This window comes from Kitasatospora sp. cg17-2, from assembly GCF_054031055.1.
Genome location: NZ_CM132923.1, coordinates 1,081,583 through 1,094,690 on the forward strand (window position 1 = coordinate 1,081,583; position 13,108 = coordinate 1,094,690).

Sequence of the window (13,108 nt, forward strand, 5' to 3'; positions counted from 1 at the left end):
GTCGAAGCCGGCCGGGGCCCAGTGGCGAGCGTTGTCGGTGCCGAGGACGGCGGCCCGGCGGTCACGCGGAATGCCCCGGCGTGACCGGAAAAATACCCCCGGGGGTACAGTGGAGGGCAAGGACGAACACGAGCACGACCCACGGGCGGCGCAGCCGGAACCGGCCGCGTCGCCGCACCAGGAACGGAGCACCACATGGACCACGGGATCGCCGTCACGCTCGACCTGCCCTTCGCCGAGGCCGTCGAGCAGGTCCGGGCCGCACTCGCCGGGCAGGGCTTCGGCGTGCTCACCGAGATCGACGTCCGGGCCACTCTCCGGGCCAAGATCGGGGAGGAGATCGAGGACTACCTGATCCTCGGGGCCTGCAACCCGCCCCTCGCCCACCGCGCCCTGGAGGCCGACCGGCACATCGGGCTGCTGCTGCCGTGCAACGTCGTGGTCCGCGCCGTCGACGGGGGCACCCTGGTCGAGGCCATGGATCCCCAGCTGCTCGTGCAGGTCACCGGCAAGCCCGAACTGGCGGCCGTCGCCGACGAGGCGGCCACCCGCCTCCGCGCGGCGCTGGACGCGCTCACCGCCTGACCGGCCGACGAGCGAGCGGGGCCCACCCGGCGTGGGCCCTTTTCTTCTCCCTCTCGGATACCCCCACCCGTATTTTGCGCCCCCGGCCCCCGGCCCCCGAGGACCGGCCGCCCAAGGATCGGAGCAGCACGTGCAGCACCCGGACACCGCCCTCGACCGGCCACCCGCCGCAGCACCCACAGGACCGCCCTCCTCCCCCGGACCGCTCGGCCGGCTCGGCCTCTGGTCGGCGCGGCACGTCAGGACGGTCCTGGCCGGCTGGCTGCTGGCCGCCCTCGCCCTCGGCGCCTTCGCCCCGCAGGTCACCACCGCGCTCTCCGGCGCCGGCTGGCAGGCCGACGGCTCCGAGTCGGTGAAGGCCCGGCAGGTCGCCGAACAGCACTTCGGCGGCAACGCCTCCACCGCGCTGCAGATCGTCGTCACCGCCGACCGGCCGGTCGACGATCCGGCCGTCCGGCAGGTCCTCGCGCGGGCGTCCGCGCTCGCCTCCGCCGACCCCCGGGTGTCCACCGTCGTCCCGCCCCAGCCGGGCGCCACCATCAGCCAGGACGGCCGGACGGCCGTCCTGCTCGCCGGGGCGAAGGCCTCCCCCGACGACATGGTCCGCGCCGCCGACGATCTCAAGGGTCCGCTGAGCGCACTGTCCGGGGACGGCGTCGAGGTCCACGCCACCGGGGCCTCGGTGCTCTGGAGCGACTTCAACAAGGCCAACCACGACGCCATGATGAAGTCCGAGATCATGTCCTGGCCGGTCACCCTGGCCATCCTGGTGCTGGCCTTCGGATCGCTGGTCGCCGCCGGACTGCCCCTGCTGCTCACCCTCGCCGGGCTGGCCGCCTCCGCCGGCTCGCTGGTACTGATCGGCCATCTGTTCCCGGTCTCCGTCTGGGCGATGAACTTCGCGATGATGTTCGCCCTGGCCCTGGGCATCGACTACGCGCTGTTCCTGGTCGTCCGCTTCCGCGCCGCCCGTGCGCGCGGACGGGCCGACGCGGTCGCCGAGACCATGGACACCGCGGGAAAGGCCGTCCTACTGTCCGGCGCGACAGTACTGGTCAGCCTGTCGGCCGTGATGCTGGTGCCGTCCCCGGCGTTCAGGTCGATGGCCGGTGGCATCATGCTCGCCGTCCTGTTCGTGCTCGCCGCCACGCTCACCCTGCTGCCCGCCGTCCTCGGCCGGCTCGGCCACCGCGTCGATGCCCTCGCGCTGCCCCGGCTGAACGCCGGCCCGCACCGGTCGGCGCGCTTCGCCGCCTGGGGCGAGCGGCTGTGGCGGCAGCCGCTGCGCTTCGGCGCCGGGGCACTCGTCGTCCTGGTCGCGCTCGCCGCGCCCGTCCTCGGGCTGCGCACCGCGATGCCCTCGATCACCGTCGTCCCGGAGGACAGCAGCGCCCGTGCCGGGTACGCGGCGGTCCAGCGGGCCTTCGGCCCGGGGGCGCCCGGCACCCTGCAGATCCTCCTCCCGGCACAGGCCGACACGGAGACGGGCGCCCTGGACGTCGCGCGGGCCGCCGCCCGGGTCGCGGCCACGCCCGGGATCGCCGGGGTGCTGCCCGCGCAGCCCGCCGCCGACGGCTCCGGCTGGTCGATGCTCCAGGCGGTCCCCGCCGTGGACCCGTCCAGCCCCGACCTCGCACGCACCGTCGACACCCTGCGGGCCGATCTCCCCGCGGACGCCCTGGTCGGGGGCGCGGCGGTGGAGAACCTGGACCTCCAGCACCTGCTCACCGCGAAGACCCCGCTGGTGATCGGCGTGGTGATGGCCCTGGGCTTCCTGCTCCTGCTGGTCGCCCTGCGGGCCCCGCTGATCTCGGCCCTCGGCACGGCCGCCGGCCTGCTGTCCACCGGTGCGGCCTTCGGCGTGGCCCGGCTGGTCTTCCAGGACGGCCACGGCGCGGGCCTGCTCGGATTCGCCCCGCAGGGGTTCCTGGACGGGTGGGCACCGGTGTTCTTCTTCGCGATGATCTTCGCCATCGCGATGGACTACACCGTCTTCCTGCTCGCCTCCGCCAAGGAGCACTACGAACGCACCGGTGACCCGCGCGAGGCGATGGTCGGCGCCCTCGCGCACTCCGGCCGGGTGATCTTCGCGGCGGCGGGCGTCATGGTCGCGGTGTTCTTCACCTTCGCGCTCTCCGGACCGCTGCCGCCGAAGGAGATGGGCATCGTCCTCGGGGTCGCCGTCCTGCTGGACGCGACGCTGGTCCGGCTGGTGCTGCTGCCGGTCGTGCTGCGACTCGCCGGCACCGCCGCCTGGCACACCCCGGCCTGGCTCGACCGCGTCCTGCCGCGGATCTCCTTCTCGCACGACTGACTCTCACGACCGAGGAGTGCCGTTCGGTGGTGGCCCGGGCCGCCCGGGCCACCACCGAAGGGCTACGGACAACGAACAACAAGCGGCCGCGGATCCTCACCGGCAGGTCGCAGGTCACCACGGCGAAGGTCTCCGCGCACGAGGAGACCTCACGGGCAGCAGGCCCCCCTTGGGGGGAGCGCGGCCACAACGGCCGGACCGGTGCCCCGCGAGCCGCTACTTCTGCAGAGGCGATCCGTCCAGTGCCTCGGACAAGAACCAGCATTCGACCGCGATAATCAGGCCGAAGACCACCGCACAGGCGATCGCCGAGATGGTGAACTGCCCGACCACAGTCTTCGCGAACCGCTTCATGCGCCGCCCCCACCGTCCGTTCCGCGTCGACCGCACTGACGCCCTCCGCCCCCGGCCGGTTCCCCCGCCGCCGATCTTCTTCTCACCCGGCGGTCCGGCCGGGCGAGAAGGAGATCGGCGGCCGTGCCGCGCTCAGCGGCGGCCGAGGATCCTCGCCAGCAGGCCGCCGATGCCGCCACCGCCGCCCGTGCCCGGGGCGCAGGCGCAGCGGTCGGACTTCGGGACGCCGGCCAGCACCTGGTCGACGTGCATGCCGCACCCCGCGTAACCGGCCTTGCCGCAGGTGCGGCACGTAGTTCGACGACACATCTCGGGACTCCTCGGATCACTGGGGGAAGGCTCTCCCTCCGCTTCCAGGATACCGGTGGGGGTATTTTTCGTCGGCGCTCCCCGGGTCAGGGGGTGTCGACGAGACGGAAGGCCAGGCAGACCACGGCGGTCCCGTCCTCGACCGCGGTGCCCAGACGGCTCCAGTAGCCGCGGTGGCCCTCGCGCCACTCGGCGAGCGAGGCGTCGCCCTCCCCCTCGGCCCGGGCGTGCTCCCAGGTCACCGCGCCGAAGGTGGTCACCTCCACACCGGTGATCTCGATCGCGGCGACGAACCCTCCGGCGTCGTCCACGAGCGCCAACCGTTCACCGGGCAGTTCCAGTTCCTCCGACTGCTCGGCGTACTCCGCGAGCAGACCGGTGGTGGCGGTCTTCCGGCCCGCCAGGACCAGGGAGTTCAGCTCGGTGCGGATCCCGTCCGGGGTGCCGAGCTCCATCGAGCGCATGCCGTTGACGCGGGGCCACATCCTGGTTGTCCCTTCAGGAGAGCGCACCGACCGACCGGGCTCCGGCGTCCGGGCCGGACCGGGCCGGGCCGGGCCGGGCCGGGCCGGGCCGGGTCCGCGCGGTGGAGGTGACGCTCGATTTCGGTTCGATTACGGTGTGTCGCTTTGCTGACCGATTGGGCGGGAGTGTGGTGATTGATCTTGTTGGCACCGGGACCGGGCCGCTCTCATAATTCCAGCCAGACGCGTGTTGTGCGGCCAATGACGGCCGCCGAGGTGCCCGTGAGCGGCCGCGCGCGAAACCTTCTGCTCCTTCCTGGGGGAATCCCTTGTCCGCGCACGATCACGTGCCGCCCGCCGCCGATCCGGCGCAGGCGTCCGCACCGGACCGATCCGCCGGCCCCGGCCCCGTCCCCGGCGCTCTGCCCGAGGAACCGGCCCACACTCCCGCCGCACCCGCCGTGACCATCGCACCCATCACGGCGGCCACGGCCACCGGTACCCCTGACGCCCCGGGCCGGAAGCTGCCGCGGGCCGTCGGCGTCGCGCTGGCGACCGTCGGACTGCTCGCCGTGACGGCGGTCAGCGCGACCGTGACGGTGGCCGTCGGCAAGCCGGACCACCGGCCGGCCGTCGCCGCCGCGACCGCCCCGGCGACCGCCCCCGCGACGGCCACCACCTCGGCCGCCGGAACCGCGAGCACCGCACCCACCGCCGCCGCCACGCCCACCACCGCTCCCCCGGCCGCGTCGGCACCCGCGCCCGTGCCCACGCCGACGAGCACCCTCAAGGGCACGGTCAGCAACGGGCGGCACGACGGCGACCTCCAGTACTTCCTGCTCCCGATCCCCGAGGGCGGCGAGTCGTACGGCCCGGCCGACGGCATGCTGCTGACGGACAAGGACATGGGCGAGCAGATGGGCGGCGCCGAGGCCATCAAGGCACTCAAGTCCTTCGGCTACAAGGACTCCGCCACCCGCACCTACCGCACGGCGGACGGCAAGGCCGAGGTCACCGTGACCCTGCTGCGCTTCTCGACCCCCGCCCGGGCCACCGAGGTCGCCCGCAACTACACGCTGGACGGTCTCGACCCGATCGAGATCACCGGCGACCCGGCCGCCCACGGATACGTCGACAAGCCCAAGCAGCAGGCCTACACCGGCTCGATGAGCGGCATCTCCAGCCAGGGCGACGTGCAGTACATCATCGACGTCGAAGTGAAGGGCACTCCGGACAAGGCGCTGCTCAGTGAGCTGATGAAGCGCCAGCGCGACTGGCTGACCTCCGGTCGCTGAGCCCCCGGCCCTCCCCTTCCCCCCTCTCTGGAGCCCTCGCATGACCACCGACCCCGTGGCGCCGTCGCCCGTCGACGCGCCACCGCCCACTCCGCCCGCCGGGGCGCCGGACCTGCCGACCGCACCGCCGGAGACCGCGCCGCTCGCGGCCGCGCCGTCCGAAGCCGCACCGGAAGCACCTTCCGAGGCCACGACCGACACCACGACCGAGGCCACGCCGCCCGCCCGCCGCCCGCGCCGCCCGCGTCCGGTCCTGCTGCTGGTCTCCGGCCTGGTGCTCGGCACCGTGGCCGGCGGCGGCGTCGGCTACGCGATCCAGGCGAAGCGGCCGCCCACGCCGCTGCCGCCCGTCCAGGTCGCCCTGCCGTCCTACCCGGCCGGGGCGCTGGACCCGGTCGTGGCGGCCGCCGCCGCGCCGACCCCGCTGACCATCGACGGCGACCTGCGCAAGCTGCTGCTCACTGCGCCGAGCGGCAGCACCTCCTGGGGCGACTACCCGGACACCCCGAGCTGGATCACGGCCGGCGAGCTGGCCGAGCACGAGGGCAGGACCGCCGCCGTGTTCAAGCAGCTGAACACCCGCGGCTTCCGGCGCGCCGTGGAGATCGACTGGAAGCAGGGCGATCTCAAGGTCCGGGTCTCCCTGATCCAGTACACGGCCGACCGGGCCGCCGAGGCCGCCGCCCGCACCCTCGGCCGGACCCTCGAACCGTTCGCCCCCGAGGCCAACGGCGGCTACGAGGTGGACTCCAGAGCGTCGTACTGGGCCGAGACCACCGAGACCTTCTACGGCGCCGACGCCGTCGCACAGCGCGGCACCGTCGTCATGGAGGTCAAGGTGTTCGGCACCCGACCGGTGTCCCCCGAGGTCGTCAAGGACCTCGCCAAGCGGCAGTGGGAGCGGCTGGCATGAGCGAGAGTGACGTCATCGTCCCCGGTTCCCCGGCTGTTCCGACGCCCGAGGCACCGCCCGGCGCGGCCCCCGAGGCACCGCCCGTCCCGGTCGCGGCGCCGTCCGGACTCCCGGTCGGCCACGCGCCCGCGACGCCGACCGCTCCCCGGCCCCCGCGCCGGCTGCTGCGCGCGGGCGGCGCGACCGTGGCCGCGGCCCTGGTCGGCGTGGTGATCGGGATCGGCATCATCGAGGTCCGCTACGACGACCCCGCGCCCGCGACCGCCGCCCCGACGCCGGCCTCCGCGCCCGCGCCCAGTGCCACCGCCACCCCGTTCGGCGCGAAGTCCAACGGCAACCACTTCGGTTCGCTGCGCGACCTGCTGCTGCCCGTCCCGGCGGGCTACGGGCTCGGCGCGGACGACGGCGGCTTCGGCAACGACGTCGAGCTGACGGGGGAGCAGCTGCTCGCCGCCGAGCTGGACGACGAGGTCGTGACGATGCCCAAGGAGCAGCAGGACAAGCTCCGCAAGTACTGGAACGACCTGCACGTGAAGGCCGCCGGAGTGCGCACCTACACGACCCAGGCGGGCGATCTGACGGTCAGCATGAAGCTGCGCCAGTTCAACCAGCAGGAGGTGCAGAAGCTGAACGAGTACACGGCGATCTTCACCGGTGAGACCGGCATCTTCCGCACCGGTCCCGCCGTGCCCGGCCATGCCGAGGCGCACTGCTACCTGCTGCCGGCGCCGCCGTCCGCGCCGATCGACCGCCTGGAGTGCTCGGCCGCCGAGGGTGACCTCCTGGTCGTCATGGCGGTCGAAGGTGTGGCCCCGCTGCCCAAGGACCGGATCGTCGCCCTCCTCGCCCAGCAGCTCGACCGTCTCGCCATCCCGGGAGCGTCCGTATGACCGACAGCGCCACGCCGCAGGACACCGCCGCCCCGGCGGAGGGTCCCGTCCTGCCCGAGGAGACCGGTAGCCCCGCGGTCGGGGACAGCCGCAGCCCCGCGGTCGGGGAGACCCGCGGCCCCGCCGACGACGAGAGCCACGGCCCGGCGGACGGCGAGACCCACGGCCAGGCCGTCGGGGAGACCGTCGTCGCCGCGCCGGAGGACGCCGAGCGGACGGCCCTCCGTGCCCGTCGGCGCCGGGCGGCGGTGCGGTGGGGTGCGGCCGTCGTGGTCTGCGCGCTGGCCGGCACCGGGACCGCGCTGGCCGTGACGGCTCAGGAGCGCACCGACCTGCCCGGCCTGGCCACCCCGAAGGACGGCCGGTACACCTTCCCCGTCCTGGCGCTCCCGCAGCTGCCCTCCGGTCAGCCGGCGCCGAAGGAGAACAAGGGCCGGCACGCGGCCGACCTCCGTAGCCTGCTCCTGCCGGTTCCCACCGAGGCGGGCGGCTCGCTCGCAGCGGCTGCCGCCCCCGCCGCCCCGGCTCCGGCCGGGAGCGGCTCGGCGTCCGCGTCCCCGGCCGCTCCGGGCTCGACCTCGACCGCGGCCTCTCCGACCGGCACGCCCTCGGCGTCCTCCGCCGCCCCGGTCGGCCCGGCCCCGGTCGGGCGGGTCTCCTGCGAGGCGATCACCGCCGACTGGAAGGATCCCGGCCCGCTGCGGGCCCTGCTGCTGCAGAACGCCTGCCGCGATGCCGCCGTCCGCGAGTGGACCGCCGCCGACGGCACCCGGACGCAGATCCGGCTGCTGTCCTTCGGCTCCCAGGCGGAGGCCTGGCCGCTGTTCGACACGCTGCGGAGGACGGGCGAGCCCAAGGACTCCTCGGGCGGCGTGCGGACCGGTGACACCCAGGGCTGGGACACGGTGTTCGGCGTCGACCTCGCCACCCGCGAGGTGCCCGGCTCCCCGGCCGCCGGCACCCGGATCGCCTTCCTCTCGGCGGGGAATGTCACGGGCGTGATCACCATGACCAATCCCAAGGGCGTGGCCACCGCCGCCTTCCGGCAGGTGGTGACGCTCCAGTCCGACCTGCTGGCCTGAGCCGAACAGCGGGAGAACGGACAACGGCGGACGGGCCGGGCGGTGACTCCGCCCGGCCCGTCCGTTCCCCGTTCCCCCGTTCCCCCGGTTCCCCGGTTCCCCCGTTCCCCCGTCCCCCTGCCCCCGTCACCCCCGTGACCGGGAGGTCAGGAGCAGTTGGTGAAGGTCGGGCTGGTGTTGGCGATGTAGAGCGTCGCGCCGGCCTGCGGGTCGTAGGTGAGCGGCACGGTGAGGGTGTCCTCGGCCGTCCAGGGGATGCCGCGGGCGTCGAAGGTCCAGGTGCCGGTCACCTTGCGGGCCAGCTCGGCGAGCGTCACCCAGCCGTACTGCTGGGGCGGGACGGAGACCGCGACGCTGTTGTTGACGGTGGTCGACCCCTGCCAGACGTTGCTGTAGTGCAGCGCGGTGCTGACCACGGTGGTGAGCGCGCCGCCGGGCACGCCGCCCGAGATCTGGGTCCCCATGTCACCGCCGATGCTGTTGGACCATCCGCTCATATTGGTGACCGAGAACGCCTGCTGGACGGTGCCGGAGGTGTTGTTGAACCAGACCGAGGAGACGCAGACCTTCGGCAGCGGAGCCGCCGGGGCCTCGCTCTTCAGCGCCCAGGAGCAGGTGGAGATGTCCTTCTGGCACTGCTTGGCGGCGTGGTCGACGGCGAGGTTGCGGGCCGCCGCGGGGAAGCCGGTGGACCAGCGCTGGTTCACCGTCCCGTTGCAGGCGTACTGGTCGGTCCAGGCGTCGTCGTAGTTGCCGCCGAGCAGCAGGTCCAGACAGGTGTTGTCGCCCTGGTGCCGGATCATGAACGAGTCCTCGGCGCCAGGGACCGGCTGGAAGAACCACTTCTGGCTGGCCTGGCCGGCACAGGTCTGCTGGCGCAGGGCGGGCGTGAGCCAGGCGAGGTCGACGCACTTGCCGGTGGTGTTGTTGACGATGGTGAACGAGGAGTCCGAGGAGTCGACGTTCAGCCGCCAGGACTGGTGGTAGCCCGGCGCCGAGTTGGTGACGATGTACGCGCCGTCGCCGGTCGAGCCGTTCTGGACGTCGAGCCGGCGGCCGTTGCTCAGCGAGGTGATCGTCAGGCACTGCTGCGGAGTCGCACAGGCCGCCGCAGGTCCGGTGACGGCGGCGTCGGCCCGCGTGGCCGTGAACGGCGCGGCGGTGAGGCCGAGCGCGGCGCAGCAGGTCACCAGGAGGGCCGCGAGCAGGCGCAGCCAGGGGGCGGAGCGGCGGCTCGGGGCCGCGGGCGGGGCGGAGGTCGACAGCACGGGTCGGTCCTTTCGTCGGGAGGGATCCGCGGTGCGGTGCGGACGGGCGGGGCGCCCGGACCGCCCGCTCCTGCGGAGGTCAGGCGGCGAACGCCGCTTCGAGGCGCGGCACGTAGTCCACGAGGTCCTGGGCCCAGCAGCCGTAGCTGTGGCCGCCGTCGCACGAGCTGCCCCAGCCCGCGCCGTTGCCGTAGTTCACGTAGCGGTGCGGGATGCCGAGGGCGGTCAGGCGGTCGGTGAAGCGCGTCGCGGTGCCCTCGGCCCAGAACTCCATGCCGGCGGGGTTGCCGTTGCCGTTGCCGGTGTAGACGGCGATGCGGGTGTCGGCGAGCAGTCCGGCGCGGCCGGTCGGGTCGGCGGCGTTCCAGCGCCAGTCGGCGCCGAAGACCGGGTACGGCGTGCCGAAGATCGCGTCGCTGGACACCGTGGGTCCGAAGTCGAAGCCGCAGGGCTGTCCGCCGCTCGGGGCGCACAGCACGGTTCCGGCGTTGGTCAGGGTGCCGACGACGGCGCCGCGGATGACCATCTCGTCGGCCGAGAGGTCGTTGGCGCCGGACATGGTGAGGACGTGGCCGAAGAGGTCCGGGCGGGCCTGGGCGTAGTGGAGCGCGCCGAAGCCGCCCATCGACAGGCCGCCGACCGCGCGGTGCTTGCGGTCGGTGAGGGTGCGGAGGTTCGCGTCGATGTACGGCACCACCTGGGTGAGGTGGAAGGTCTGCCAGTTCTGCGCGCCGGCCGCCGTGCCGCTGTCCAGCCAGTCGGTGTACCAGCCGCGCAGGCCGCCGTCCGGGACGACGGTGATCATCGAGGTCGCCGCGGTCAGGGCGGGGTAGGCGAGGCCGGGGTTGGCGGGGTTGTCCGAGGCGCCGTGCAGGAAGTACAGGACGGGGTAGCGCTTGTCGGGGCGGTCCGCGTAGTCGTCCGGCAGCAGGATCCGGATCGTGTGCTCGCCGGCGACCTGCGGGGTGGTCACGGTGAGGACGAAGTTCGTGGCGCTGCCGGTCACGGCGCCGACCCGGGTGAGTCCGAAGCCGTCCTGCATCGGCGGCGGGGCGGGCGCCCCGGCCCGGGCGGACGACACGCCGGGCAGGAGGAGCAGGAGGAGGGCACCGACCAGGGCGGCGACCGCCGTCCTCGCGGGTGCGGGCCGGGCGGTGGGCGGAGCGGCTGTCATGGATCGTCCTTGGGCGCGAGGGGGCGAGGGAGGGAGGACGTGGAGGCGTGGAGGCGTGAGGGCATGGGGACGTGCGGGCGTGCGCCGGCCGTCCGGAGCGGACGCCGGGCGGACTGTGCGGACACCGAGCAACTCTCGCGATCCGACCCCGCCGCGCGCCAGAGCGCCCGGCGGCCCGCTTGGGCCACCGGCGCATGTGCGCCACGCAGGCGGGTAGGCTTCGACGACTTGTCATATCGCCATGGACATGGCGAAATCGGAGGTGCCGTGCTCCACGACGTACTCGATCCCGACTCCGAGCGCGGCCGGGTCTACCAGTGGCTGGTCGGCCGGCCGCAGGCCCGCCTCCCCGACCTCGTGGCAGCGGCCGGGATCGGCGAGGACGCCCTGCTCGCCCTGCTGGCCGAACTCGCCGACGAGGGCATCGTGATGGCCTGCGACCACCGGCGGCTCACCTGGGAGGCGCTGCCCCCGGGCCAGGTGGTCGAGGCCGCGCTCCAGCGCGACGCGGCCCGGCGGGCCGACGCGCGCCGGGCCGGGGCCGAGCTCGACCGGCTCTACCGGCTCGCCCGCCGCGGTGCCGGCGGCTACGCCGCGCTGGAGGTGGTCGAGGACCACCCCGAGGTCCTCGCGGCCGGACGGCGCCTGCAACTCGCCGCCCGCCGCGAGGTGCGGGTCATCGACGTCCCGCCGTACTCCGGGGACGCCGCGCACTACCTCGACCAGGAGGTGCTGCAGCGTCAGCGGATGGCCTCCGGCGTCGTCTACCGCTCGATCTACGGCGGGTGCGCCTTCGACGATCCCGTGGCGGGACCCAACATGGCGCGGATGATCGAGGCCGGGGAACAGGCCCGGACGCTCGACGAGCCGCCGCTCAAGCTCGCCCTCGGCGACGACGACCTCGCCATCGTCACCCTGCCCGCCGACAACCGCGCGGGAGTCGTCTCGCTGCTCGTCCGCCCCTCCAGCCTGCTCGGCGCGCTGGCCTCGGTCTTCGAGACGCTCTGGCGGCTCGCCGTCCCCGCCTCCACCTCCGGCCCCGGACTCCAGCTCGACGACCGGGACCGCCGCATCCTCGTCCTGATGGCCAGCGGTGCCACGGACGACGCGATCGCGCGGCGGCTGGGTCTGGGGCGGCGCACCGTCGTGCGGCGCGTCTCCGTGCTGCTGGCCAGACTCGGCGCCACCACCCGCTTCCAGGCAGGGGTGCAGGCGGCGCGGCGCGGCTGGCTCTGACGGCCGCGGGGCGGGGCGGCCCGGCCCGGCCCGGTCCGGTCACCGGCTCAGTCACCAGGTCGGTCCCCCTCCCGGTCACTCTCTCAGTCACCAGCTCAGCTGATGACGCGTTCAGCAGATCGGCAGTTCTGCTGATGACCGTACGGCGGCAGAGTGATGGCCATGAGCCACTCCACCGCACGAGAAGCCGTCGGGAACACCACCACCGGGAACACCACCGCCTGGACCGCCCCGGACCGTGCTCCGCGCCGGGTCGGCGTGATCGGCGGGACCAGGTACTTCGGCCGCCACCTGGTCACCCTGCTGCGCGACGCCGGCACCGAGGTCACCCTGGTCAACCGCGGCTCCGCCCCGCCGCCGCCCGGCGTCGACCACGTCCTGGCCGACCGGGACGACGAGGACGCGCTGACCGCCGCCCTCGGCGACCGCACCTTCGACGCGGTGATCGACCAGGTGCTGTACACGCCCGCCCAGGCTGTGGTGGCCCGCCGGGTCTTCGCCGACCGGACCCCGCGGTACGTGATGACCTCGACCATGGAGGTCTACGACCCCGCGACCTCGCCGCTGGTCCGCACCACGCCCGGGGTGCCGGTCGCCGAGGAGGTCGTCGACCCGGCGACCTGGCTGGTGGACCTCGACCTGCCGTGGCACGACCCGGCGGCGCTGGTCCGGCACTTCGGCGAAGCCACCGCCTACGCCGAGGGCAAGCGCCAGGCCGAGGCCGTGCTCGCCGCCGGGCGGCCGCCGTTCGGCTGGACGAGCGTGCGCAGCGCCCACGTGCTGGGCGGCGGGGCGCTGGACTTCACCGGCCGGCTCGCGCACTTCACCGGGGCGGTCGCCGCGGGGCGGCCGGTCGCGGTGCACGAGCGGCCGCGGCCGACCTCGTTCGTCCGGCACGAGGAGATCGCCGCCGCCCTGGTCGCGGTCGCCGCCTCGTCCTCGGTCGGCGCGGTCAACGCCGCCTCGGCGGAACCGCTGGACGCGGTCGGGCTGTCCGAGCTGATCGCCGGACAGCTGGGCACGACCGCCCGCTTCCGGCCGGCCGAGGGCGCGGACCACGCGCCGTTCTCATTCGACCGCTGGTACCCGATGGACACCCGGCGGGCCGGAGCGCTCGGCCTCTCCTTCTCGCCGCTCGGCTCCTGGCTGCCGGCCGCCGTGGCCGAAGCCATCGCTGCCACCGGCACCGAAGCCGTCGAAGCCACCACCGGAAAGGACGTGTGA

The 13,108-nt window shown here is 74.2% G+C and carries 13 protein-coding genes; 8 read left to right on the forward strand and 5 right to left on the reverse strand.

The window, feature by feature from the left end; all coding sequences use genetic code 11:
- Positions 1 to 195: 195 nt before the first annotated feature.
- Entirely contained in the window at positions 196 to 585 is a 390-nt protein-coding gene (locus ACW14Y_RS04235) for a DUF302 domain-containing protein (RefSeq protein ID WP_456985912.1), read from the forward strand.
- Positions 586 to 715: 130 nt separating this feature from the next.
- Positions 716 to 2,899, forward strand: a complete 2,184-nt coding sequence (locus tag ACW14Y_RS04240) for an MMPL family transporter (protein ID WP_456985913.1) — start codon at positions 716 to 718, stop codon at positions 2,897 to 2,899.
- A 216-nt stretch (positions 2,900 to 3,115) separates the two neighbouring features.
- Here the strand turns inward: ACW14Y_RS04240 and ACW14Y_RS04245 are convergent, their stop codons facing one another.
- From ACW14Y_RS04245 to ACW14Y_RS04255, 3 genes are all read right to left on the reverse strand, one after another.
- A complete protein-coding gene (locus tag ACW14Y_RS04245) occupies positions 3,116 to 3,253 on the reverse strand; it encodes a hypothetical protein (RefSeq protein ID WP_380305477.1) in 138 nt (45 codons plus the stop codon).
- A 132-nt stretch (positions 3,254 to 3,385) separates the two neighbouring features.
- Positions 3,386 to 3,562, reverse strand: a complete 177-nt coding sequence (locus tag ACW14Y_RS04250; protein WP_380305475.1) for a hypothetical protein — start codon at positions 3,560 to 3,562, stop codon at positions 3,386 to 3,388.
- An 86-nt stretch (positions 3,563 to 3,648) separates the two neighbouring features.
- Positions 3,649 to 4,047, reverse strand: a complete 399-nt coding sequence (locus ACW14Y_RS04255; protein WP_456985914.1) for an ASCH domain-containing protein — start codon at positions 4,045 to 4,047, stop codon at positions 3,649 to 3,651.
- Between the two features lie 440 nt (positions 4,048 to 4,487).
- Here ACW14Y_RS04255 and ACW14Y_RS04260 point away from each other — a divergent pair, with 440 nt between their 5' ends.
- From ACW14Y_RS04260 to ACW14Y_RS04275, 4 genes are read left to right on the forward strand one after another with little or no spacing between them, the layout of a single operon-like run.
- Entirely contained in the window at positions 4,488 to 5,321 is an 834-nt protein-coding gene (locus tag ACW14Y_RS04260) for a hypothetical protein (RefSeq protein ID WP_456985915.1), read from the forward strand.
- Between the two features lie 40 nt (positions 5,322 to 5,361).
- Positions 5,362 to 6,234, forward strand: a complete 873-nt coding sequence (locus tag ACW14Y_RS04265; RefSeq protein WP_456985916.1) for a hypothetical protein — start codon at positions 5,362 to 5,364, stop codon at positions 6,232 to 6,234.
- Positions 6,231 to 7,124: a hypothetical protein gene (locus tag ACW14Y_RS04270; RefSeq protein ID WP_456985917.1), complete on the forward strand. Its 894-nt coding sequence runs from the start codon at positions 6,231 to 6,233 to the stop codon at positions 7,122 to 7,124. The genes ACW14Y_RS04265 and ACW14Y_RS04270 overlap by 4 nt, the downstream gene beginning before the upstream one ends.
- Positions 7,121 to 8,206: a hypothetical protein gene (locus ACW14Y_RS04275; protein WP_456985918.1), complete on the forward strand. Its 1,086-nt coding sequence runs from the start codon at positions 7,121 to 7,123 to the stop codon at positions 8,204 to 8,206. The genes ACW14Y_RS04270 and ACW14Y_RS04275 overlap by 4 nt, the downstream gene beginning before the upstream one ends.
- A 146-nt stretch (positions 8,207 to 8,352) precedes the next feature.
- Here the strand turns inward: ACW14Y_RS04275 and ACW14Y_RS04280 are convergent, their stop codons facing one another.
- Positions 8,353 to 9,474, reverse strand: a complete 1,122-nt coding sequence (locus tag ACW14Y_RS04280) for an RICIN domain-containing protein (protein WP_380386698.1) — start codon at positions 9,472 to 9,474, stop codon at positions 8,353 to 8,355.
- 79 nt (positions 9,475 to 9,553) lie between these two features.
- Positions 9,554 to 10,648 (reverse strand): alpha/beta hydrolase, encoded by a 1,095-nt coding sequence (locus ACW14Y_RS04285; RefSeq protein WP_380386701.1) that lies wholly within the window; start codon positions 10,646 to 10,648, stop codon positions 9,554 to 9,556.
- Positions 10,649 to 10,915: 267 nt separating this feature from the next.
- Between ACW14Y_RS04285 and ACW14Y_RS04290 the strand changes: the two genes are divergently transcribed.
- Together ACW14Y_RS04290 and ACW14Y_RS04295 are read left to right on the forward strand one after the other, a co-directional pair.
- Positions 10,916 to 11,884: a LuxR family transcriptional regulator gene (locus ACW14Y_RS04290; protein WP_380305461.1), complete on the forward strand. Its 969-nt coding sequence runs from the start codon at positions 10,916 to 10,918 to the stop codon at positions 11,882 to 11,884.
- A gap of 162 nt (positions 11,885 to 12,046) precedes the next feature.
- Positions 12,047 to 13,108: an NAD-dependent epimerase/dehydratase family protein gene (locus ACW14Y_RS04295; RefSeq protein WP_456985919.1), complete on the forward strand. Its 1,062-nt coding sequence runs from the start codon at positions 12,047 to 12,049 to the stop codon at positions 13,106 to 13,108.